Here is a 22167-nt window from a genome sequence, read left to right on the forward strand (position 1 = left end):
GGGACAGGGACAGGGACAGGATCCGGAACGGGAAGCGGACCGCGGGCCCGCGCACGAGCGGGAGGAGCGGATACGCGGCTGGATGGCGGGAATGCTGCCGACGCTGCGGCTGCGGCTCGTCGTCGTCTTCGCGCTCGTGGCGCTGACCGCCGCGGTCTCCGCCTCCGGGATCGCGTACTGGCTCAACAGGGACGCCGTGCTCACCCGCACGCAGAACGCCGCGCTCAACGACTTCCGCAAGTCCATGGAGGACAGCGCCGGAAGCCTGCCCCACCGCTACGACTGCCGCCAACTGCGCGACGCCGCCGAGAAGATGAGCGGCACATCGCAGAACTACGAGGTGCTGCTCACCGGCCAGAACGCCGACGGCACCCGCTGCGCCGTCGCCTCCGACCCCGGCAGCTTCACCATGCAGGACGTGCCGAAGCGGCTGCGCACGGCGGTCGCCAAGCACCGCACGGTCGACGAGGACAACTCCTACCCGTACCACCTGTACTGGCAGCGGACCGCCGAGAACGGCGGCAACGAGCCCTTCCTGGTGGGCGGCGCCAAGATGATCGGCGACGGCCGTACGCCCTCCGGGTACATGCGAAAGTCGCTCGCGCAGGAACGGGACGATCTCGACTCCCTCGCCTGGTCCCTGGGCATCGCCACCGGCCTGGCCCTGGTGGGCGCCATGCTCCTCGCGCAGGCCGCGGCCACGACAGTGCTGCGCCCCGTGCGGCGGCTCGGCGACGCCGCACGGCGGCTGGGCGAGGGGAAGCTCGACACGCGTCTGAAGGTGTCGGGCACCGACGAACTGGCCGAGCTCTCCCGCACGTTCAACCGGACCGCCGAGTCGCTGGAGCACCGCGTCGCCGATCTCAGCGCACGGGAGGAGTCCTCGCGGCGGTTCGTGGCGGACATGTCGCACGAGCTGCGTACGCCGATGACGGCGATCTCCGCGGTCACCGAGGTGCTGGAGGAGGAGCAGGAGAACCTCGACCCGATGATCGCGCCCGCCGTGCAGCTGGTGGTCAGCGAGACCCGGCGCCTGAACGACCTGGTGGAGAACCTGATGGAGGTCACGCGCTTCGACGCCGGCACGGCGAATCTCGTCCTCGACGACGTCGACGTGGCCGACCAGGTCACCGCCTGCATCGACGCCCGCGCCTGGCTCGACGCCGTCGAACTCGACGCCGACCGCGGCCTGATGGCGCGGCTCGACCCTCGGCGGCTCGACGTGATCCTTGCGAACCTCATCGGCAATGCGCTCAAGCACGGCGGTTCGCCGGTGCGCGTCTCCGTGCGCACGGTGAGGGCGCCCGGCGGCGGCCCGGACGAGCTGCTGATCGAGGTCGCGGACCGCGGGCCGGGCATTCCCGAGGAGATGCTTCCGCACGTCTTCGACCGCTTCTTCAAGGCCAGCGCGTCCAGACCCAGATCCGAGGGCAGCGGCCTCGGGCTGTCCATCGCCCAGGAGAACGCGCAGATCCACGGCGGCTCCATCTCCGTGCGCAACGACACGGAGCACGGCGGCGGCGCCGTCTTCACCCTCCGGCTGCCGCGGGAGTCCGGGGAGCAGGGGCCGCAGGAGGCCGAGCCGGGCGGACCGGACGGCGGGGGCGCCGGTGGCATCGGTGGCGGCGGGGGCATCGGTGGCGGCGGGGGCGGCAAGGGCAGCAGGGGCGACGGCAGGAGGGGAGACCGTTGACGAGCACAGCACCGTTGACGAGTACCGCACCACGCGCCGGTTCCGCGCTCCGCACCGGCCCGCCCGTCCGTACGTACCGGGGCGCCCGCGGCGGCCCGCCCATCCGCACCGGCCCGCGCATCCGCAGTGGCCTGCCCATCCGCACCGGTCCGCGCCGTCTGCCGCTCGCGCTCTGCGGGCTGGCGCTGCTCGGCGCGCTCGCCGCGGGCTGCGGCATCCGCTCCACCTCCGTGCCCGTCGACGCGGGCGCGGCGCCCTCCCGCGTGAGCTGTGTCCTCCCGGGCGACCGGGAGTCGGCCGACGGCGGCGACGGCGGCAACCTGCCCGTGCGGGTCTATCTCTCGTGCGGCTCGCGCGTCTCCCCCGTCGACCGGCGCGTGGCGCTGCCCGACGGCGACGACTCGGAGCGGCTGCCCGTCGCCCGCGGACTGCTCGACGCGCTGCGGGCGGAGCCCGACTCCGAGGAGGAGTCGGCCGGGTTCAAGACCGCCGTGCCACGGGGACTGCGGGTCTCCGGGCCGGCCGAGGGCGACCCCGCGGCGGCGCTGCGACTGAGCGAGCCGCTGGGGGATCTGCCCGCGTTCGCGCTGGCGCAGATCGTCTGCACGTACGCGGACACGGCCGCCGCGGGCTCCGACCGCTCGGTGATCCTCGGCGGCCCGGCGGACGCCGAGGACGGCGGGGACTCCACGGGCTCCGGAGCGGTGGAGCCGCTGCGCCGCTTCAGGTGCGACACGGACCTGCGGACCCGTCCCGGCGCGTCCGACAACGCGGGTACGCCGCTGTGACCGGCCCCCGGGACCGCGCCCAGGACGGTGCGCGGAGCCGTACGCGGAGCCGTACGCGGAACCCCTCCGTGACCGGCCCCCGGACCCGCGTCCGGGACCGCGCCCGGGGCCTCGTCCCGACCCGCGCCCGGGACCTCGTCCCGAACCGCGCCCGGGGCCTCGTCCCGAACCGTGTCCGGAACCGTGCGCGGGGCCGCGGCGTCTTTGCTCGTGTGCAGCGTCATGGCCGTGGCGGAGGTACCGCCGCTTCCGCTCCCCGAATCCGCGTAGCAGGACTCGTCCTGCTGACCGCGTATCTGGCCGTCGTCGGATGGCTGGCGCTACGTCCGCTCCCGGTGCCGTGGGTCGAGCCCACGAACCTCCAGCCCCTCGCCACCATCCGCTCCGAGCTCGACACGGGCACCCTGGACGCGCTCTACGGGCTGGCACGCGGACTGGCCCGGCTGGCCGCGCTGGGCGTGCTGCTGCCCCTGGCCTCGTGGCGCCCCGAGCGCACGCTCGCGGCGGTCTGCGCCCGTACGGTCGGCGCCGGCGCGCTGATCTCGTCCGCGATCCTGCTCTTGCAGTCGGGCGTGCCGGGCCGCTCCGTGAACGTGGACACCGTGCTGCTCGACTCCGCCGGCGTGGCGCTGGCCTGTCTGCTGGTCTTCCCCGTCGTACGGGCGCTGCTGCGGCGCGGGCCCGGGGACGGCACCCGGTGGGGCGGGCCCCGGTGGGACGGATCCGCCCACGGTAGTGGTGCGCACGACGTGCTCCACCTGCGGGACGAGACCGCCGGGGGCGTGCCCCCGAGAGCGGCCAGGGTCGGGATCGCACCGTAGGCCGACGCCGCGGGTGTGCGTGCCGCCTAGCGTGGAAACCGGACGTCGAGGAACGACGTCAGGAAACGACGTCCAGTGAAGGAGTCGCGTCATGCCCGCACTTGCACGCCCGCGTGATGACCGCATGCTCGGCGGTGTCTGCGCCGGTCTGGCACGCCGTTTCGGGATGAGGCCCAACACGATGCGCCTGATCTTCGTGGTGTCCTGCCTGCTGCCCGGACCGCAGTTCCTGCTCTACCTGGCGCTGTGGATTCTGCTGCCGAACGGCGACGAGCGCACGGCCTGGTAGCCGCGCGCCGGCCCACGGGGGCCGATGCCGCTCGCGGGGCCGCACCGGACGACGGGGCGGCCCCGCTTCGCGGACGGCTCTCGCCCCGGCCCGCCGCCGCACCGGGCCGGGGCGAAGAGGCCGGTGCGAGCGGCCGGTCGGTGAACGGAGCCGCCCGGTCGGTGAACGGAGCCGCCCGGTGAAGAGGGCCGCCCGGTGAGGATCATCCGGTGAGGGCCGCTCGGTGAGAGTCATCCGGTGAGGATCACTCGGTGAAGAGCCACTCCGACTTCAGCTCGGCATAGCCCGGCTTGATCACCTCGTTGATCATCGCCAGCCGTTCGTCGAACGGGATGAACGACGACTTCATCGCGTTGACCGTGAACCACTGCATGTCGTCGAGCGTGTAGCGGAACGTCCGGACCAGGTGCTCGAACTCCTTGCTCATGGTCGTACCGCTCATGAGTCTGTTGTCCGTGTTCACCGTCGCCCGGAAGTGCAGCCGCCGCAGCAGCCCGATGGGGTGCTCCTCGTACGAAGGGGCCGCGCCCGTCTGGAGGTTGGAGGACGGGCACAGCTCCAGCGGGATGCGCTTGTCCCGTACGTACGCGGCGAGGCGGCCCAGCTTGACCGAACCCGTCCCGTCGTCCTGGATGTCGTCGATGATGCGCACCCCGTGGCCCAGCCGGTCCGCGCCGCACCACTGCAACGCCTGCCAGATGGAGGGCAGTCCGAAGGCCTCGCCGGCGTGGATCGTGAAGTGGTTGTTCTCCCGCTTGAGGTATTCGAAGGCGTCGAGGTGGCGCGTGGGCGGGTGGCCCGCCTCCGCACCCGCGATGTCGAAGCCGACGACACCCAACTCGCGGTAGCGGTTGGCGAGTTCGGCGATCTCCAGGGCGCGGGCCGCGTGCCGCATCGCGGTGAGCAGAGCGCCCACCCGGATACGGCCGCCCGCGGCGCGCGCCCGGCGCTCGCCCTCGCGGAAGCCCTCGTTGACCGCCTCCACGACCTCTTCGAGGGTGAGGCCCTTCTCCAGGTGCTGCTCCGGGGCGAAGCGGACCTCGGCATAGACCACGCCGTCCGCCGCGAGGTCCTCGGCGCACTCCGCGGCGACCCGGGTCAGCGCCTCACGGGTCTGCATCACGCCCACGGTGTGCGAGAACGTCTCCAGGTAGCGCTCCAGCGAACCGGAGTCCGCGGACTCCCGGAACCAGCGCTCCAGGCTCTCCGCGTCGGCCGCGGGCAGTGCGTCGTAACCCGTCTCGGCGGCCAGTTCGGCGACGGTGGCCGGCCGCAGGCCGCCGTCGAGGTGGTCGTGGAGCAGCGCCTTCGGCGCGCGGCGGATCTGCTGCGGGGTGGGAATCGTGTTGAGGGTCTGGCTCGTCATCCACGTACTGTAGCTCCTACGCGCGTAGATGGCATCTGCGCCTTAACTTCCGTTTCGCGTACGGGAGTTGAGCGAGGCCTTGCGCTTCGATACGCAATGGTGATCCCGCGGCACCGTACGTGCATCCCGGCTTCTGCCATCGTCTTCCCTATGGCTCAGCAAGCTTTGCCGGAGCGGGAGGCCCGACTGGGACGGGCGATGGGGGCGGACCCCTCCGGGGCTGCTCCGCACGCGGTGGCCCTGCTGCTGCCGGGCGGCGGCGCCGAACACAGCGCACGTCGCCGCTCCGCGCTGGCCGCGGCGGTGGTGCGGCCGCTGGCGCGGCGGCTGGTACGTGGCGCGCACCACGGCGAGCCGGACACCTCGCTCGTGGCGCACGTCGTCCACTACCGCTACCGCGGCTGGAACGGCGACTCGGCCCACCCCGCGTACGACGCCGAGTGGGCGGTGGCCGAGGTGGTGCGGCGCTACGGCGACGTCCCGGTCTGCCTCGTCGGCATCGACGTCGGCGCGCGCGCCGCGCTGCGGGCGGCGGGACACCCGATGGTCGCCTCGGTGCTCGCGCTGTCGCTCTGGCTCCCCGGCACGGACCCGGACGCGCCGGATCGGGAACCGGTACGCCAACTCCTCGGCCGCCAGGTGATGTTCGTACACGGCACCGACGACGAGCACACCGCCCCCGAACTCTCCTACCGGCTCGCGGAACGTGCGAAGAAGACCAACGCGGACGTCTGCCGCTTCGAGGTCCACACGGACGGGCACCGGCTGCACCAGCACAGCGCGGAAGTCGCGGCGCTGGCCGAGAACTTCGTCCTCGGCACGCTGTGCGGACGCGATTTCGCGCGTCCGCTTGTCGACGCGATGGCGGCTCCGCCGCCGCTGGGCCTGCGCATGCCGCTGGCAACGGGCTTCGGCCAAAGCCTGCGCCGCTAGCGCCGCTCCCGCGGCGGGGTGGCCGACGTCGCTGCGCGCCCACGCGACCGCGCCTGGCGGCGGGCCCCTTCGTTCACGGCTCCCCTCGCCGCGGGGGGGGCGGCCGTCCTGCGCGTCCGCGCCCGGCGGCGCCCGCGCGGCGAGGCAGCCGTATCGCGCGGCGCGCCCAGCGCCCTCAACACGAACGGCTGGCCGACGTATTGCGCCCCCGCCCCGACGCCCACGGCCAAGTGGCCAACGTCGCCACGCGACCACGCGACCACGCGACCACGCGACTGCGCGACTGCGCGACTGCGCCAAGCGGCGGGCCCCTTCGTTCACGGCTCCCCTCGCCACGCGGGGGCGGCCGTCCTGCGCGTCCGCGCGTTGCGGCGCCCGCGAAGCGGAGCAGCCGTTTTACGCGACCGCGCCCAGCCCCTCAACACGACGGGCCAGCCGACGTGATGCGCCACCGCACATAGCGCCACCCGCGCGGCACAGTGGCCAACACGCTGCGCGACCGCGCCCAGCGGCGGGCCGACGCGGCGGTGCGGCCGACGTGCGCGTCCGCGCGCAGCGGCGCCGCCGGGGCGGGGTGACCGATGTTGCTGCGGGACCGCGCCTGGCGCCCTCAACGCGGCAGGCTGTCGGACGTATTGCGCCTCCGCACATACCGCCACCCAGGCGGCGGGTGGCCGACGCACCGCGCGACGACGCCTTGCGGCACCCACGCGGCGGGGTGACCGACGCCGCTGAGCGACCGCGCCCAGCGGCGCCCGCGCGACGGGGCAGCCGACGTGCGCGTCCGCGCGTAGCGCCTTCCGCCCTCAACCCGACGAGCAGGCCGACGTGCCGCGGCTCCGCGCGGATGCCCGAGGCCGGGGCGGGGCGCTTCGGTGGCGGGGCCGGGGCTCGCGACCCCGTCCCGTTCCCGTCCCCTGCCTGCGGCAGGCCCGTTGGGTCGTCGGCAGCCCACGTTCATGGTCCTCAAGTCCCAAGCCCGTCCTACCGGTTGGCGCTGTGTCCGCGTCCGGCCGCGTTGCCGTTCTCGCTTCCGTCGCGCTTCCGTCGCGCTCCCCGCTGTGCGGAGTCGCGTACGCAACCGATGCGCCCTCGGTGAGTCGCCCTGCCGGGAACAGTGGCCGGGCCGGGCCGGGCCGTGGACGGAGCGGCACGCTCCGACCCGCACCACCGTCGGCTGCCCCGTCGCGTCAGCGACGCCCTGCGTGGACCGTCGTCGCCGTCAGGTAGAAGACGTCCGGGCGGTGGAGGATGCCCGTCGGGGAGTCGTCCGAGAGGAGGGCGTCGAGGACCGGGAGGTCCTCGGGGGAGAGCCACTCGTCCAGGGTCTCGCGGGCACGCGCGAGCCTGTCGCGCAGGTGCGCGCGCCCCTCCGGGCCCAGCGGCGCCGGCAGGTCCGTGAGGAAGGTGCGGGTGCCGGCGGGGACGAGACCCGCGCGGGCCAGCATCGCGGGCCAGTCCTCGACGACGGCCGTGTGGCCCGGCAGGGCCTCCCGCATGGCGGTGTAGCGCTCCTCGTTCGCCGCCTCCAGGCGGGCCAGCAGGCCGGGCCGGCCGAGGCCGATGTCGCGGGGCAGGTAGCGGGGCGAGAGGCCGCGTTCGACGACGGCGAGCAGCCCGCCGGGCCGCACGGACGCCGCGAGGGCGTCCAGCGCGGCCTGCTGGTCGCCGATGTGGTGGACCACGTTGCTGGTCCAGATGAGGTCGGCGCTGCCCAAGGTGCCGAGCTCTTCGGGCAGTCGGGCCTCGTGCGTCGTCACGTTCGAGGAGACGCCCTCGCGGGCGGCCCGGTCGCGGACGCGCTGGAGGAGGCCGGGTTCGCCGTCGACGGCGACGACTGCGGCCTGCGGGAAGGAGCGCGCGAGCAGCGCCGTGAAGACGCCGGGGCCGCTGCCGACGTCCAGCGCACGCTCGGCCGTGTCGGGTCCGCAGCCGCCTTCGAGGAGCAGGCCGCGAAGCCAGGCGAGCGCCTCCTCGACGAAGGGGACGCGCAGTTCGGCTTCGCGTTCGAGGTGGACGGCCATGGCCTCCCAGTCGATGTCGCCGTGGTCGTGGCCGGTGTGTGTGCTCACGTTCTCCTCCTCGTGCCTACGGGAATCCTCACCCCGGAAGCAGCCTGCCGCGACGGCTGAGCAGAAAGCTCTTGAACGCGGCGACCGGCGGCGTGTCGGGCCGGCCGGCGAGCCAGGCGACGCCGATCTCGCGAACGGCGCGCGGCGCGGTGACCGTCAGTTCGCGTACGCCGGGACGCGGCACCGTCGGCGGAGGCAGCAGCGCGACGCCGAGGCCCGCGGCGACGAGGCCGCGGATGGTCTCGGCCTCCTCGCCCTCGAAGGCGATCCGCGGGGTGAACCCGGCCTGCGCGCAGAGCGATTCGAGGAGGCGGCGCATGCCGTAGCCCCGCTCCAGGGTGACGAAGTGCTCGTCGGCGGCCTCGGCGAGGCGGACGCGGCGGCGGGAGGCGAGGGGGTGGTCGTCGGGTACGACGAGCCGCAGGCGCTGTTCGTCGAGGCGGCGCCCTTCGAGGTCGGGCTCGTCGGGGACGGGCGAGGTGAGGCACAGGTCGAGCTCGCCGGCGCGCAGCCGTTCCAGCATGGCCTCGCCGTAGTTCTGCACGAGGGCGAAGCGGACCCGGGGGTGCTCGGCGCGGAAGGCCCGGATGAGCACGGGGACGGTCTCCCAGCCGAGGGTGTGCAGGAAGCCGAAGGCGACCTTGCCCTTTCCGGGGTCGGCGTCGGCTCGTACGGACTCGGCGGCCTGCTCCACGGCGGACAGTGCGCGCTGGGCGGAGGCCAGAAAGGTGCGTCCGGCGGGTGTGAGGGAGACGGTGCGGCCGTGGCGGGCGAAGAGGGCGACGCCGAGGTCGTCTTCGAGGCGGGTGACGGCTCGGCTCAACGTGGACTGGGGAACGCCGAGTTCGGCCGCGGCGCGGGTGACGTGCTCGTGGCGGGCGACGGCGGCGAACTGCGCGAGGCGCGGGGTGAGCGAGGCACCCCAGTCCGATGTGACAGAGATGTCTTTTTCATTGCGTGCCGGTGACATACCTTCCTCAGCTGGTGTGATGCGTGAGAGGAACGGTTGGCTGAGTTCTGTGCATTGGACGCATCAGTGGGGGGATCGTAGCGTCGAAGCATGCCATCCGCCGATACCGGGGCGTCCGCCCGTGCGGGCGCCGCTGCCGCCGCCAATGTCTCCGCCCCCGTGACCGACTCCCTTACGGAGCACGGTCCCTGCTCCCCTCCCCGCTCCCCCGCGGACGACAGGTCCCGTACGGACCACGACGGCCCGGCCTCACCCGCGGATCACGGCTCCCGTACGGAACACGGCTCCCCTGCGGATCACGGCTCGCCTGCCGCACACGGCTCCGGGCCCGACTCGGGCGACGACAGCGAGGCGAGCGAGGCGAGCGACGCGACCAAGCTGAGCCCGGGCGACCCCGGGCACGGCAGGATGCGGCTCGCCCTCTTCGCCGCGGGCCTCGCGACCTTCGCGCTGCTGTACTCGACACAGGCGCTGCTCCCGGAGATCTCCCGCGATCTGCACGCCGATCCGGGCCTGGCGAGCTGGACCGTCTCCGGCGCGACCATCGGCCTGGCGCTGGCCGTGCTGCCGCTGGCGGCGCTCTCCGAGCGCTTCGGGCGGCATCGGATGCTGACGGTGTCGATGTCGGCGGCCGTGGTGCTGGCCCTGGCGGCGCCCTTCGCACCGGACATGGGCACGCTGATCGCGCTGCGCACGCTCCAGGGCGCGGCCATCGCGGGCGTGCCCGCGTCGGCGATGGCCTATCTCGCCGACGAGGTGCGCAGCAGGCATCTGGTGGGCGCGACGGGCCTGTTCGTCGCCGGAAACAGCGTCGGCGGCATGAGCGGACGCGTCCTCACCGGCTGGGTCACCGAGGCCTGGGGCTGGCGGGCCGGGCTCGCGGCGGTCGCCGTGGCGTCGCTGCTGTGCGTGGTGGCGTTCCGGCTGCTGGCGCCGCGCGCCCGTCACTTCCGCCCGAGCCCGCTGAACGCACGGGCCGTGGCCCGTACCGTCTCGGCGCACCTGCACAATCCGCTGCTGGTACGGCTCTACGCCATCGGCATGCTGTTCATGGTCGTCTTCGGCGGTGTCTACACCGTGATCGGCTACCGGCTGGTGGCCGAGCCGTTCGGGCTCTCACAGGGCCTGATCGGTTCCGTCTTCGTCATCTACCTTGTGGGCACGGGGACTTCGGCCGCGGCGGGCAGGCTCAACGCCAGGCTGGGACGGCGCGGCATGATCTACGCGGGCATCGTCACGGCCTCCTCCGGGCTGCTGCTGAGCCTCGTCGACAGCCTGGTGGCGGTCGCCGCCGGGCTGGTGCTGATCACGGCGGGCTTCTTCGCGGGGCACGCGGTGGCCTCGGGCTCGGTCAGCCGTACGGCCACACACGGGCGCGCGCAGGCCTCGGCGCTCTACCAGATGACGTACTACACGGGCAGTTCGCTCGGCGGCGCGCTGGGCGCGGCGGCGTTCGCGGCGGGCGGCTGGCAGGCGACGGTCTCGCTGACGCTCGGGGCGATGGTCCTCGCCGCGGGCGTGACCCTCTACGGCACCCGCAGCGCAGCCGCCCTCCACCGCCACCGCCTGCGCGAGGCACGGGCCTGACGGGGCGCGGCCGGCGGCCGGCGGCCGGCGGAGGACGATCAGTCGGTGGGGAATCCCGCGGTGTCCAGGGTGAGTTGGAAGGGCCCGGGCAGGCGGATCACCTCGCCCGTCTTGACGGCCGTGTGCACGCGGTAGACATCGCCGACAGGCTCGCCGTACAGGGTGACGGTGGGCCCTCCGGGGGCGTGGCCGTCGACGAGCAGATAGAGCGGAACTCCCGCCTGGGCGTAGGCGGACGGCTTGCTGAGGCGGTCGTGCCCGGCGTTGGAGGGCGAGGTGATCTCGACGACGAGCTCGGCCGCGGCGGCGGGGATGTAGTTGCCGGGCCCGTTCAGCACGGCTTCCGGAACGACGACGAGGTCGGGGATGAACAGGCCGCTGCGGGAGGGGACCGCTACTCCCAGGGTCTGGTAGATGCCCCAGTCCTCGGGGATGACGGTGTACAGGCGACGCTGCACCAGATTCGCGATGCTGTTGTGGCTGTTCGCGGGCAGCGGTGAGACGGTGACGATCCCCTCGATGATCTCCACCTTGCTGCCCTCGGGCCCGTCGGTCTGCTCCCAGACCTGGACGAGGCCGTTCCAGTCCTGGCCTCCGGCCGGGCCGTCGTCGACGGTGAGTGCGCTCATGGCGGTCTCCTTCATCAGTACGTCACCGACTCCAGCACGCTGAAAGGGACGAGCAGGGCGCCACTGATCGTCATCACCCGAAAGTGAGAGCCGCACGAGAAGGGTTGACGCGTCGGGGACCCGGGTCAGCCCGTGACGCGTTCCAGGACGATCGGCGTGATCGCGAACTCCGTGCCCTGCGGGGCGATGTCGAACGAGTCCCGCAGCGCCTCCAGCGCGTACTGGAACTTCTCCGGAGTGTCCGAGTGCAGCGTCATCAGCGGCCGTCCCGCCGTCACGGGGTCGCCCGGCTTCGCGTGGAGTTCGATGCCCGCGCCCGCCTGTACGGGGTCCTCCTTGCGGGCGCGGCCCGCGCCGAGGCGCCAGGCGGCGAGCCCCACGGCGTAGGCGTCGAGCCGGGTGAGGGTGCCGGACGCCGGAACCATCAGGGGCTGCTGCTCCAGCGCCACCGGAAGGGCCGCGTCCGGGTCGCCGCCCTGGGCGGAGATCATGCGGCGCCAGTGGTCCATGGCGCTGCCGTCGGCGAGGGCCTTGGCCGGGTCGGCGTCGGGCAGTCCGGCGGCGGCGAGCATCTCGCGGGCGAGCGCGAGGGTGAGTTCCACGACGTCGGCGGGGCCGCCGCCCTCCAGCACCTCGACGGACTCTCGTACTTCGAGGGCGTGGCCGACGGTGGCGCCCAGCGGGGTGTCCATGTCGGTGATGAGGGCCCGCGTGCGCACCCCGTGGTCGTTGCCCAACTCGACCATGGTGGCGGCCAGTTCGCGGGCGTCGTCCAGCGACTTCATGAAGGCGCCGGAGCCGGTCTTCACATCGAGCACCAGCGAGCCGGTGCCCTCGGCGATCTTCTTGCTCATGATGGAGCTGGCGATCAGCGGTACGGACTCGACGGTGCCGGTGACGTCGCGCAGCGCGTAGAGCTTGCGGTCCGCGGGCGCGAGGCCGCCGCCCGCGGCGCAGACGACGGCGCCCACGTCCGCGAGGACGCGCAGCATCTCGTCGTTGGCGAGCGACGCGCGCCAGCCCGGCACGGACTCCAGCTTGTCCAGCGTGCCGCCGGTGTGGCCGAGTCCACGGCCCGACAGCTGCGGCACCGCCGCGCCGCAGGCCGCGACCAGCGGGGCCAGCGGCAGGGTGATCTTGTCGCCGACGCCGCCCGTGGAGTGCTTGTCGACCGTGTGGCGGTCGAGCCCGGAGAAGTCCATCCGCTCGCCGGACTCGATCATCGCTCCGGTCCAACGGGCGATCTCCGCCCGTGACATGCCGTTCAGCAGGATCGCCATCGCCAGCGCGGACATCTGCTCGTCGGCGACCTCGCCGCGCGTGTAGGCGTCGACGACCCAGTCGATCTGCTCGTCGCTGAGCGCGCCGCGGTCGCGCTTGGTACGGATGACGGAGATGACGTCCATGGACATAGAGCGGAAGTCTCCTTCACGCAGGGGGCCGTGCCGGGTAGGACAGGCCGAAGATTCAGGTGTGGGCGGGGAGAGCGGGCGGTGAGGTCCGAGGTCGGACGCCGGTGGGGTGCGGGGGCGACACCCGGAGGTCCGAGACCGGGGGCGACGGGCGGAGGGCGGAGACGGATCAGCGTTTCAGGTCGTCCGTTCCGAACGCGTCCGGCAGCAGCTCGGCCAGCGTCCGGATTCCGTTCCGGGTCTCCATCAGCATCTCCGGGCCGCCGTGCTCCCACAGCAGCTGGCGGCAGCGGCCGCACGGCATCAGCACGTCGCCGTGCCGGTCGACGCAGGTGAAGGCCGTCAGACGGCCGCCGCCCGACGCGACGAGCGAGGAGACGAGGCCGCACTCCGCGCACAGCGCGACGCCGAACGCGGCGTTCTCCACGTTGCAGCCGGAGACCGTGCGCCCGTCGTCGGCCAGCGCCGCCGCTCCCACCGGGAACCCGGAGTAGGGGACGTAGGCCCGGGACATCATGTCCCGGGCCTCGGCCCGCAGCGACGCCCAGTCGACCTCCGCGCCGGCGTCGGCGGTGGCGTCGGCGGTGCCGTCCGCGGAGCCGCGCGCGGTGCCGTCCCGGGAGCCGCCCGGGGCGGTCGTCATGTGCCCTGCCCCCGGCGGTAGGACTTGCCGATGGCCTTGGGCGGACGCAGCCGCTGCGCGGCGAGCGAGAGCACCAGCAGGGTGGTGATGTACGGGCTCATCTCGACGAACTCCAGGGGGACGGTGTCCGTCATCAGATACCACACCAGCAGCCCCACGGCCGTGACGCCGCTGATCGCCGCCTGCACCATGCCGCCCTTGCGCAGCTTCCACAGCGCGAGGCCCGCCAGCAGCACGGCGACGAGCAGCAGCAGCGCGTGCACCGTCGGTCCGCCGGCGCGCAGTTGGAGCGCGTCCATGAAGCCGAAGAGGCCGGCGCCCATGGCGACGCCTCCCGGGCGCCAGTTGCCGAAGATCATCGTGGCGAGGCCGATGTAGCCGCGTCCGCCGGTCTGCTGGTCCTGGTAGATGTGCACGCCGATGGCGAGGAAGGCGCCGCCGAGTCCGGCGAGCGCACCGGAGACGGTGACCGCCGCGTACTTGTACTTCAGTACGTTGACGCCGAGGGTCTCCGCGGCGACCGGGCTCTCCCCGCACGAGCGCAGGCGCAGCCCGAACGAGGACCGCCACAGCGCGAAGAAGCTGCCCGCGAAGAGCACGACGGCGAGCACCGTCAGCCACGAGACGTTGCTGACGAGGGCGCCGAGGATGCCCGCCAGGTCGGAGACGAGGAACCAGTGGTGCTTCTCCACCGCCTGGAGCCCGTCGGCGAGCCCCGGCACCGTGAACGTCGGCATGTCCTCCATCGGCGGCGACTGCTTGTCGTTCCCGCCGGCCTGGGACGCGGCGCTGCCCTCCGCCCCGAACCACAGCTTGGCGAGGAACTGCACGACGCCCAGCGCCAGGATGTTCACGGCGACACCGGAGACGATGTGGTCGACGCCGAAGGTGACGGTGGCGACGGCGTGGATCAGCCCGCCGAGCGCACCGCCCACGATTCCCGCGAGCGCCGCGGCCCACGGCCCGTACTGCCAGCCCATCCAGCCCGCGGCGAAGGTGCCGAGCATCATCATGCCTTCGAGGCCGATGTTGATGACGCCCGCGCGCTCAGACCACAGGCCGCCGAGCCCGGCGAGGCCGATGGGCACGGCCGCGGCGAGCGCGCTGGAGTACTGGCCGCTGGAGGTCACCTGGTCCGAGCCGGTGACGATGCGCAGCAGCGACAGCGCGACGAGACCGCCGGCGACGATCAGCAGCACGACCGGGTAGGACAGCTTGCGCCGCTCCCCGCCCGGCTTACGTCCGGCGCCGGTGCCGTTCCCGGTCTTCTTCCCGTTGCCGTTGCCGTTGCCCCTGCCGCTGCCCTTGCCGGGGCCGCCGTCGCCGTGCGCGCCGCCCTCGCCCCGGGTGCCGGCGCCTTTCCCGCCCGTCTCGGCAGTGATGTTCGTGCTCATGCGGACACCTCCGCCTTCTTCTCGCTCGTACGGGCCTGGGCGGCCAGCTCCTCGCCGACCTGACGCTGCTGCATGCGGAGCCCGTAACGGCGTACGACCTCGTATGCGATGACGACGCACAGCACGATGACGCCCTGCATCACGCCGACGATCTCCTGCGCGTACCCCTCGAACTCCAGCTGTGTGCCCGTACGTTCGAGGAAGCCCCACAGCAGCGCGCCGAGCGCCATGCCCACCGGGTGGTTGCGGCCGAGCAGGGCGATCGCGATGCCCGTGAAGCCGATGCCGGCGGGGAAGTCCGTGCCGTAGTTGAACGAGGCGTTCAGCAGCGTCGGCATGCCAACCAGCCCGGCGACGACGCCCGAGAGCACCATCGACGTGACGACCATCCGCTTCACGCTGACGCCGCTCGCCGAGGCCGCGGACTCGGAGCGGCCGACGGCCCGCAGGTCGAAGCCGAAGCGGGTGCGGCCGAGCACGAACCAGTAGGCGGCGCCGACGAGCACCCCGATGACGATCGTCCCGTAGACGGGGTCCGGCTGGGTCGGTACGAGGAAGAAGTGGCTGGAGGAGGGGATGTCGGGCGTGTGGAAGAGGTTGCCGTCCTTCACCGCCAGCCGGCCGTCCTGGAGGAAGAAGCCCACCGTGGACGCCGCGATGAAGTTCAGCATGATCGTGGTGACGACCTCGCTGACGCCGCGCGTGGTCTTCAGCAGACCGGCGATTCCGGACCAGACCGCGCCCACCAGCATCGCCACGAGGATGACCAGCGGGATCTGGATGATGCCCGGCAGCGTCAGCGCTCCGCCGACGACGGCGGCGAAGAAGGCCGCGATGCGGTACTGGCCGTCGACGCCGATGTTGAAGAGGTTCATCCGGAAGCCGATGGCGACGGCCACCGCCGAAAGGTAGTACGGGATGGCCTTGTTGATGATCCAGACCTGGCTGTCGCTCTTCGAGCCGAAGTCGATCATCACGTAGAAGGCGTGGAACGGGTCCTTGCCGGTCGTCATGATGACGCCCGACGTGATCACGAGCGCGGCGACGATCGCGAGCAGGGGCGCGCCGAGCGCCAGTATCAGCCGGTCCTTGTCGAACTTCCTCACCGGTCCTCGCCCCCTTCCCGCGGGCCGGGCACGGAGTCCCGCGCCGAATCCCGCACGGAGTCCCGCGCCGAGTCCTGAACGTCCCCGCCGCCGCTTCCGCCGCCGCCCTCGTCGTGTTCGAGATGGCCGCTCGCGGCACCGGTCATGGCGGAGCCCAGCTCCTCCGGGGTGATGGTGGCGGGGTCCGCGTCGGCGACGAGCCGCCCGCGGTACATCACGCGCAGCGTGTCCGACAGCCCGATCAGCTCGTCCAGGTCCGCGGAGATCAGCAGCACGGCCAGGCCCTCGCGCCGGGCCTCACGTATCTGGTCCCAGATCTGCGCCTGCGCGCCGACGTCGACGCCGCGGGTCGGATGTGCGGCGATCAGCAGCTTGGGACGGTGGCTCATCTCCCGTCCGACGATCAGCTTCTGCTGGTTGCCGCCGGAGAGCGAGGCCGCGGTGACCTCGATGCCGGGCGTACGGACGTCGTAGCCGGCGACGATGCGCTCCGTGTCCGCGCGGGCCGCCGTGATGTCCAGCAACTGGCCCTTGCTGTTGGGCCGTTCGGTGACGTGCCCGAGCATGCGGTTCTCCCAGAGGGTGCCCTCCAGCAGCAGCCCGTGCCGGTGGCGGTCCTCGGGGATGTAGCCGATGCCGCCCTCGCGGCGCTCGCGCGTGGAGCGTGCGGTGACGTCGTCGCCGTCGAGGGTGACCGTGCCCGAGTCGGGCTCGCGCATCCCCATGACGGCCTCGACGAGTTCGGCCTGCCCGTTGCCCTCGACGCCCGCGACGCCGAGGACTTCGCCCTTGTGGATGGTGAATCCGATGCCGTCGAGCACCGAGCGCGACTGCCCGTCGGTGTCCGTCGCCGACAGGTGCAGCCCGTCGACGGTCAGCATCGGCGTGGTCGTCACCGTCGACTCGCGGGTCTCCGGGGACGGCAGTTCGCTGCCGACCATCAGCTCGGCCAACTGCTTCGGCGTCGTCTCCCCCGGCCTCACCGAGGCGACGGTCGTGCCGCGGCGTACGACCGTGATGTCGTCGGCGACGGAGAGCACCTCGCCCAGCTTGTGCGAGATGAACAGCACCGTGAGGCCCTCGGCCTTCAGCTCCCGCAGGTTCTCGAAGAGCGCGTCGACCTCCTGCGGCACGAGCACCGCGGTGGGCTCGTCGAGGATCAGCGTGCGGGCGCCCCGGTAGAGGACCTTGAGGATCTCGACGCGCTGGCGGTCGGCGACGCCCAGGTCCTCGACGAGCACGTCGGGACGGATGCCCAGCCGGTACGCGTCTGACAGCTCCTTGATCTTCTTACGGGCGCGGGCGGCGATGCCGTACAGACCCTCGGCGCCCAGCACGGTGTTCTCGAGCACGGTGAGGTTGTCGGCGAGCATGAAGTGCTGGTGCACCATGCCGATTCCGCGCGCGATGGCGTCGGCGGGGGTGGTGAAGGAGACCTGCTCGCCGTCGACGGCGATGGTGCCCTCGTCCGGCTTCTGCATGCCGTAGAGGATCTTCATCAGGGTCGACTTGCCCGCGCCGTTCTCACCGACGAGGGCGTGCACGGTGCCGCGGCGTACGGCGAAGTCGATGTCGTGGTTGGCCACGACACCCGGGAACCGCTTGGTGATGCCGCGCAGTTCGACGGCCGGCCGTGCGGCCGCTCCGCTCTCCGGGTCCGCCGCGCCGGCCGCGGCCGGGGGGCTGCTGCTGGACGTTGTAATGACGCACTCTCCTGAAACGCCGCTGCTCGGTGGGGGGTTCGGCTCTCCGGAGGCCCCCTTCGGACCCCTTACGGCCGTGTGCGCGTCCGCCGGTGCGCGTCCACCGGTGGGCGTCCACCGGTGGGCGTCCACCGGTACGTCTGGTACGCGCGTGGCCGGTACGCGCCCGCGACCCGTGGCCCCGGTCTCCGGCATGCCGGACGCTCATGGGCGTATCCCCAGGTCACCGCCTGTGAATACGCCCGAGCCGGGACTCCGGGTGCACCGTCCGCGCCGCGGACGGAACCGCGGCCGCCGCCCGTGGTCCTGGGACCGCGGGCGGCGGAACGGTCACTTGTCGGGGGTGTCCTTGACCTTGATCTTGCCCTCGACGATCTCCTTCTTGGCCTTGTCGATGTCCTTCTGGATGTCGTCGATGAAGCCGCCGGAGGTGGCGAGCGAGACGCCGTCCTCCTTGAGGTCGAAGGACGTGGTGCCCTTCATCGGCTTCTTGTCCTCCACGCTCTTGATCAGGTCGTAGACGGCGACGTCCACGTTCTTCACGGCGGAGGTGAGGATCGCGTCCTTGTACTTGCCGAGGCCCGGCTGGGTGTACTGGTCGGAGTCGACCCCGATCGCCCAGGCGCCCTTCTTCTTGCTGATCTCCTCGATCGAGCCGACGCCGGACTGGCCGGCGGCCGAGTAGATCACGTCGTTGCCCGAGTCGAGCATGCCCTTGGCCTTGTCCTTGGCGGCGGCCGGGTCGTTGAAGCCCTTGGTGTTGGTCGGGTACAGGTACTGCGAAGTGACCTTGACCTTCGGGTCGGTCTCCTTCACGCCCTGCTCGAAGCCCGCCTGGAACTTCTGGATCAGCGCGTTGTTGACGCCGCCGATGAAGCCGACCTCCTTGGACTTGGTCTTCTTCGCGGCGGCGACACCTGCGAGGTAGGACGCCTCGTGCTCGGCGAAGACCAGACCGGCCACGTTCTTCACCTTCGACGGGGAGTCGACGACGCCGAACGTGGTCTTCGGGAACTTCTTCGCGACCTTGTTGACGGACTTGCCGTAGTCGAAGCCGACGCCTATGACGGGGTTGAACCCTGCCTCGGCGAGCGAGGTTATCCGCTGCTCGCGGTCGGCCTCCGTCTCGTCGTTGCTGGCCGTCATCTCCTTGGACTTGACGGACAATTCCTTCTCCGCCTTGTCGACGCCACGTGCCGCCGCCTGGTTGAAGGAGTGGTCGTCACGGCCGCCGACGTCAAAGGCCAGGCCGACGCCCTTGTCCTTCTTGGCCGCGGACTCTGTGGAGCTCTCACCGCACGCGGTGGCGGTCAGGGCGAGGGCCGCGGTGGCGGTGACCGCGGCTGCAAGCTTGGTTACCCGACGCAAGAGGACGTCCCCTTCGGCTTATGGAAGCGCCTCTTCCGGCGCTGGCTTCGGGACAGATTAACGCGCGTAGATTTCACGTAAAGAGGGGTTGGAAAGCTGTTATCGGATCGGTGCCGAGGGGGCCTGCGGCCCCCGGATTCAAGGGCCGCGGCCCCCGGCGCTTCGCGCGGGGGCGCGGCGGGCGCGGGCCGCCATCGGGGCGCCCTCGGCGGGCAGAGCCCGGCCACTGTCCGCCGGTGACCCCAACCGCGCCTGGGCGACGTCCCGTTGGGAGGGGGTGACCGGACGCGGCACCGGCCGTTCGGGGTTCCGGGGGCGGGCCGTTCCGGCATGCGTGTCCGGACGGCATGATTTACGGCCGACTTCACGGGACCAGGCAGTCAGGTCTGCGTCGGCCACAAATCATGCTTGAGTGTCCGGACGCGCAGCCTGCACGTCCCACCCCCTCCGGACGTCCAGCCGACCCTCCGCCGGTGACCACAGCACGTCCCCACCCCCTCCGGACGTCCCGGCGATCCTCCGCCGGTGACCCCAACCAGGCCTGGGCGACGTCCCGTTGGGAGGGGGTGACCGGACGTGGCACCGGTGGGTCGGGGTTCCGGGGGCGGGCCGCTGCTCATCCGCGGGTCCAGACGATGCGGACCGCTCCCCAGACGCTGTCCGCCGCGAGGGTCAGGTCTCGGGCGGTGTCGAAGTGGTACGTGCGGACCGGGTCGGTGCCGGTGAGGTTGGGGAAGGAGCCGGACTCGATGTGGTGGGTCACCGTGCCCGCGTCGCCGTCGACGGTGAAGGTGCCGAAGTAGCCGAAGTAGTCCGGCCAGGCGGCGACGACCTCGTCCGGGTGGGCCTTCAGCCAGTCCTCGTCGGCGAAGGGAGGGCGGTTCGCGCGCGCCAACTGGGCCGACATGCGGCCGCTGTCGTCGTAGAGGAGCTGTCCGACGGCGTCGGCGCCCAGGGGATGGAACGCGTCGCCGGCCGCGTCGAACGCCTTCCAGCTCACCAGGCGCCAGGCGCCCAGCAGCCGGGCGCGTGCCGCATGCGTTGTCGTCATGCGGGCCATTGAACCCTCACCGGCCGCGCGTGCCGAAGGGGCAGGTGTCGCGGGACTCCGTGACGCCGTCGCCGCTCGGCAGCGGGCACGGGGAGCCGGGCGCGCCGGCGAGGAAGTGCCCGAACCAGGCGACCACTTGGCGCGAGACCAGGCCGTCCGGCGGCGTGGCGACGAAGTGGTCGCCCTTCAGTTCCAGGTACGCCTTCTCCCGGGCGCCGCTCAGGCCCTCGTAGAACGCGTCGGCGTATTCGGAGACCGGGGCCACCTCGTCGTCGCTGCCGCCGACGACGAGCGTGGGCGCCTCGACCCGGTGCCAGTCGCGGCGGGTGGCGTACGGGGTCAGGGGCACCGCCGCCCTGATGTGCGGGTTGCGGGCGGCGGCGTACAGCGCTCCGCCGCCGCCCATCGAGTGGCCGAGCACCCCGAGGCGTCGCGGATCGGCGCGGTCCGCGGCGTCGCTGCGCTCCGTCGCGTAGTCCAGGGCGCGCAGCAGCTGGCGGCCGCGCTGGGCGGGCGAGTCCTCGGGGGTCTTCGTGTCGATGGTGATCACCACGAAGCCGTGTGAGGCGAGCAGTTCGCCGTACGGGGCGACCGTCGACTCGTCCGCGCCCAGCCCCGGGGAGGCGGCGATCACGCCGTAGTCGCGGCTGCCGTCGTCCGGGTAACGGACCGTGCCGTCGCCGAAGCCGCCGTCCGCGTCGTCCGCCGAGACCTGCTGGGTGACGACCTCGTACGGGCCTGCCCACGGTCCGCCCGCCTTGTGCGGCTCCTCGGAGCAGCCCACGGCGGCAGCCAGCAGGACCGCCCCGAGCAGGCACAGAGCCCTGCGGGGAACGGCCGCACCGGCGGCAACGCGTGCCATGGTCATGACGGTACGAAGGCCCGGACGCACCCGGCAACCGCTGCGCCCGCGCCTCCGCCTCCGTCGCCGCTAGGGCGCTCCCTCCGACGGCGCCGGGGTGTCCAGCAGCGCCGCCGCCGTGAAGAGCTCGACCCCTGTCGTGATCGCCGTCTCGTCCACGTCGAAGTCGCCCTGGTGCAGGTCGCGCGCGTGGCGCTCGCCGGGCCTGCGCACGCCGAGCCGGGCCATCGCGCCGGGCACGTGCTCCAGATACCAGGAGAAGTCCTCGCCGCCCAGGCTCTGTTCGGTGTCCTCGACGGTGGGCGTGCCGCGCCGTGCCGTCATCGCCGTGCGCAACAGCTCGGTCGTGCCCGCCTCGTTGACCACCGGCGGAACGCCCCGCACATACGTGATCTCCGACTTGGCACGGTGCAGCGTCGCGGTCTCGTCGATCGCGGCGTGCACCAGGTCGGGCGCGTCACGCCAGGCCACGATGTCGAGGCAGCGCAGGGTGCCGGAGAGTTCGGCGCGCTGCGGGACGACGTTGCACGCGTGGCCGGATTCGATGCGTCCCCAGGTGAGGGCCATTCCGGCGCGGGCGTCGACGCGGCGGGAGAGCAGGGCGGGGACCTCGGTGACGAGCTTGGCCGCGGCCGTGACCAGGTCGGTCGTCAGGTGCGGGCGTGCGGTGTGCCCGCCGGGGCCGCTGAGGTTCACCTCGACGCGGTCGCACGCGGAGGTGATCGGGCCGATGCGCAGGCCGATCCGTCCGGCGTCGACGCGGGGGTCGCAGTGGACGGCGATGATGCGGCCGACTCCGTCGAGCGCGCCGCCGTCGATGGCGTCGGTGGCGCCGCCGGGCAGCACCTCCTCCGCAGGCTGGAAGAGCAGCCGCACGGAACGCGTCAGGTGCCCCGCACGGGCCAGGCCGGCGAGGACGAGCCCCGCGCCGAGCACCACGGTGGTGTGCACGTCGTGGCCGCAGGCGTGCGCGCGGTCGGGAACGGTCGAGCGGTACGGCACCGACTTGGTGTCCGGGATCGGCAGCGCGTCGATGTCCGCGCGCAGCGCCAGCATCGGCCGTACGCCGTCCCAGCGCTCGGCGAAGCCCGGGTGGATGTCGCACAGCAGGCCGGTGCCCATCGGCAGGGTGCGGGGCCGCAGCCCGGCCTGCTCCAGACGCGTCTTGATCGCGGCGGTCGTACGGAACTCCTGGTTGCCCAGCTCCGGATGCATGTGCAGGTCGCGTCTGAAAGCGACCAGTTCCTCGCGAAGCTCGTCGGGAAGTCTGCCGGGCAGCTCGGGAACGACGCCCAGGAGGGCTGCTTCGACCGCTGCTTCGCCCGTCGGGTCCACCTCAGGCTCAGGGGACAGGACTCTGTTCATATCCGAAGGGTAGGCGTATTCAGGCCATCGCATGCAGCCGATCTCGGAAAGTTCAGCCCGTAAGGCGACAAAAAATTTTGGGGATGGCGATTATGTCCGGATGCCGGTGGGTATA

At 72.4% G+C, this 22167-nt stretch carries 19 protein-coding genes; 6 read left to right on the forward strand and 13 right to left on the reverse strand.

All coding sequences use genetic code 11. The features are described from left to right. Nucleotides 1-82 precede the first annotated feature (82 nt). The 4 genes from HCC61_RS06195 (at nucleotide 83) to HCC61_RS06210 (ending at nucleotide 3591) form a co-directional block, all read left to right on the forward strand. Complete coding sequence (locus HCC61_RS06195; protein ID WP_169134232.1) at nucleotides 83-1693, forward strand: HAMP domain-containing sensor histidine kinase; 1611 nt, start codon at nucleotides 83-85, stop codon at nucleotides 1691-1693. Next, nucleotides 1690-2481 carry a hypothetical protein gene (locus HCC61_RS06200; RefSeq protein ID WP_240968502.1) on the forward strand — a complete coding sequence of 264 codons (792 nt, stop codon included), beginning with the start codon at nucleotides 1690-1692 and terminating at the stop codon, nucleotides 2479-2481. Before HCC61_RS06195 ends, HCC61_RS06200 begins: the two co-directional genes overlap by 4 nt. A 212-nt stretch (nucleotides 2482-2693) precedes the next feature. Next, complete coding sequence (locus tag HCC61_RS06205) at nucleotides 2694-3302, forward strand: VanZ family protein (protein ID WP_169134233.1); 609 nt, start codon at nucleotides 2694-2696, stop codon at nucleotides 3300-3302. A gap of 91 nt (nucleotides 3303-3393) precedes the next feature. Beyond that, nucleotides 3394-3591 (forward strand): PspC domain-containing protein, encoded by a 198-nt coding sequence (locus tag HCC61_RS06210; protein ID WP_169134234.1) that lies wholly within the window; start codon nucleotides 3394-3396, stop codon nucleotides 3589-3591. Between the two features lie 244 nt (nucleotides 3592-3835). Here HCC61_RS06210 and HCC61_RS06215 read toward each other — a convergent pair whose 3' ends face one another. Then, nucleotides 3836-4957, reverse strand: coding sequence for an adenosine deaminase (locus HCC61_RS06215; RefSeq protein ID WP_169134235.1), 1122 nt, complete (start codon nucleotides 4955-4957; stop codon nucleotides 3836-3838). A 150-nt stretch (nucleotides 4958-5107) separates the two neighbouring features. On the opposite strand from HCC61_RS06215, the gene HCC61_RS06220 reads away from it, so the two are divergent. Further along, on the forward strand, nucleotides 5108-5890 hold the full coding sequence (locus tag HCC61_RS06220; RefSeq protein WP_169134236.1) for an alpha/beta hydrolase: 783 nt from the start codon (nucleotides 5108-5110) through the stop codon (nucleotides 5888-5890). A gap of 1190 nt (nucleotides 5891-7080) precedes the next feature. On the opposite strand, the gene HCC61_RS06225 is transcribed toward HCC61_RS06220, so the two are convergent. Beyond that, nucleotides 7081-7962 (reverse strand): class I SAM-dependent methyltransferase, encoded by an 882-nt coding sequence (locus HCC61_RS06225; RefSeq protein WP_346777051.1) that lies wholly within the window; start codon nucleotides 7960-7962, stop codon nucleotides 7081-7083. A gap of 28 nt (nucleotides 7963-7990) precedes the next feature. Beyond that, the gene (locus tag HCC61_RS06230) at nucleotides 7991-8932 is read right to left on the reverse strand and encodes a LysR family transcriptional regulator (RefSeq protein WP_169134237.1); all 942 of its coding nucleotides are present in this window, start codon (nucleotides 8930-8932) and stop codon (nucleotides 7991-7993) included. Nucleotides 8933-9022: 90 nt separating this feature from the next. Here HCC61_RS06230 and HCC61_RS06235 point away from each other — a divergent pair, with 90 nt between their 5' ends. Next, on the forward strand, nucleotides 9023-10519 hold the full coding sequence (locus HCC61_RS06235) for an MFS transporter (protein WP_240968503.1): 1497 nt from the start codon (nucleotides 9023-9025) through the stop codon (nucleotides 10517-10519). Nucleotides 10520-10557: 38 nt separating this feature from the next. On the opposite strand, the gene HCC61_RS06240 is transcribed toward HCC61_RS06235, so the two are convergent. The 10 genes from HCC61_RS06240 to HCC61_RS06285 form a co-directional block, all read right to left on the reverse strand. After that, complete coding sequence (locus HCC61_RS06240; protein ID WP_169134238.1) at nucleotides 10558-11148, reverse strand: Uma2 family endonuclease; 591 nt, start codon at nucleotides 11146-11148, stop codon at nucleotides 10558-10560. 125 nt (nucleotides 11149-11273) lie between these two features. Further along, nucleotides 11274-12554 (reverse strand): thymidine phosphorylase, encoded by a 1281-nt coding sequence (locus tag HCC61_RS06245; protein WP_169134554.1) that lies wholly within the window; start codon nucleotides 12552-12554, stop codon nucleotides 11274-11276. Between the two features lie 175 nt (nucleotides 12555-12729). Beyond that, on the reverse strand, nucleotides 12730-13203 hold the full coding sequence (locus tag HCC61_RS06250; RefSeq protein ID WP_169134239.1) for a cytidine deaminase: 474 nt from the start codon (nucleotides 13201-13203) through the stop codon (nucleotides 12730-12732). Continuing rightward, nucleotides 13200-14597: an ABC transporter permease gene (locus tag HCC61_RS06255; RefSeq protein ID WP_206322141.1), complete on the reverse strand. Its 1398-nt coding sequence runs from the start codon at nucleotides 14595-14597 to the stop codon at nucleotides 13200-13202. The genes HCC61_RS06250 and HCC61_RS06255 overlap by 4 nt, the downstream gene beginning before the upstream one ends. After that, a complete protein-coding gene (locus HCC61_RS06260; RefSeq protein ID WP_169134240.1) occupies nucleotides 14594-15703 on the reverse strand; it encodes an ABC transporter permease in 1110 nt (369 codons plus the stop codon). The genes HCC61_RS06255 and HCC61_RS06260 overlap by 4 nt, the downstream gene beginning before the upstream one ends. Beyond that, nucleotides 15700-17289 (reverse strand): ABC transporter ATP-binding protein, encoded by a 1590-nt coding sequence (locus HCC61_RS06265; RefSeq protein ID WP_346777052.1) that lies wholly within the window; start codon nucleotides 17287-17289, stop codon nucleotides 15700-15702. Before HCC61_RS06265 ends, HCC61_RS06260 begins: the two co-directional genes overlap by 4 nt. Nucleotides 17290-17736: 447 nt before the next feature. Beyond that, the gene (locus HCC61_RS06270) at nucleotides 17737-18774 is read right to left on the reverse strand and encodes a BMP family ABC transporter substrate-binding protein (protein ID WP_169134241.1); all 1038 of its coding nucleotides are present in this window, start codon (nucleotides 18772-18774) and stop codon (nucleotides 17737-17739) included. 616 nt (nucleotides 18775-19390) lie between these two features. Continuing rightward, entirely contained in the window at nucleotides 19391-19825 is a 435-nt protein-coding gene (locus HCC61_RS06275) for a lipocalin-like domain-containing protein (protein WP_169134242.1), read from the reverse strand. Nucleotides 19826-19841: 16 nt separating this feature from the next. Then, nucleotides 19842-20687, reverse strand: a complete 846-nt coding sequence (locus HCC61_RS06280; protein WP_169134243.1) for an alpha/beta fold hydrolase — start codon at nucleotides 20685-20687, stop codon at nucleotides 19842-19844. 69 nt (nucleotides 20688-20756) lie between these two features. Then, nucleotides 20757-22052 carry an amidohydrolase gene (locus HCC61_RS06285; protein ID WP_169134244.1) on the reverse strand — a complete coding sequence of 432 codons (1296 nt, stop codon included), beginning with the start codon at nucleotides 22050-22052 and terminating at the stop codon, nucleotides 20757-20759. Between the last annotated feature and the right edge of the window lie 115 nt (nucleotides 22053-22167).

Origin of the sequence: Streptomyces sp. HNM0575, assembly GCF_012726265.1 — a bacterium.
Classification (GTDB): domain Bacteria; phylum Actinomycetota; class Actinomycetes; order Streptomycetales; family Streptomycetaceae; genus Streptomyces.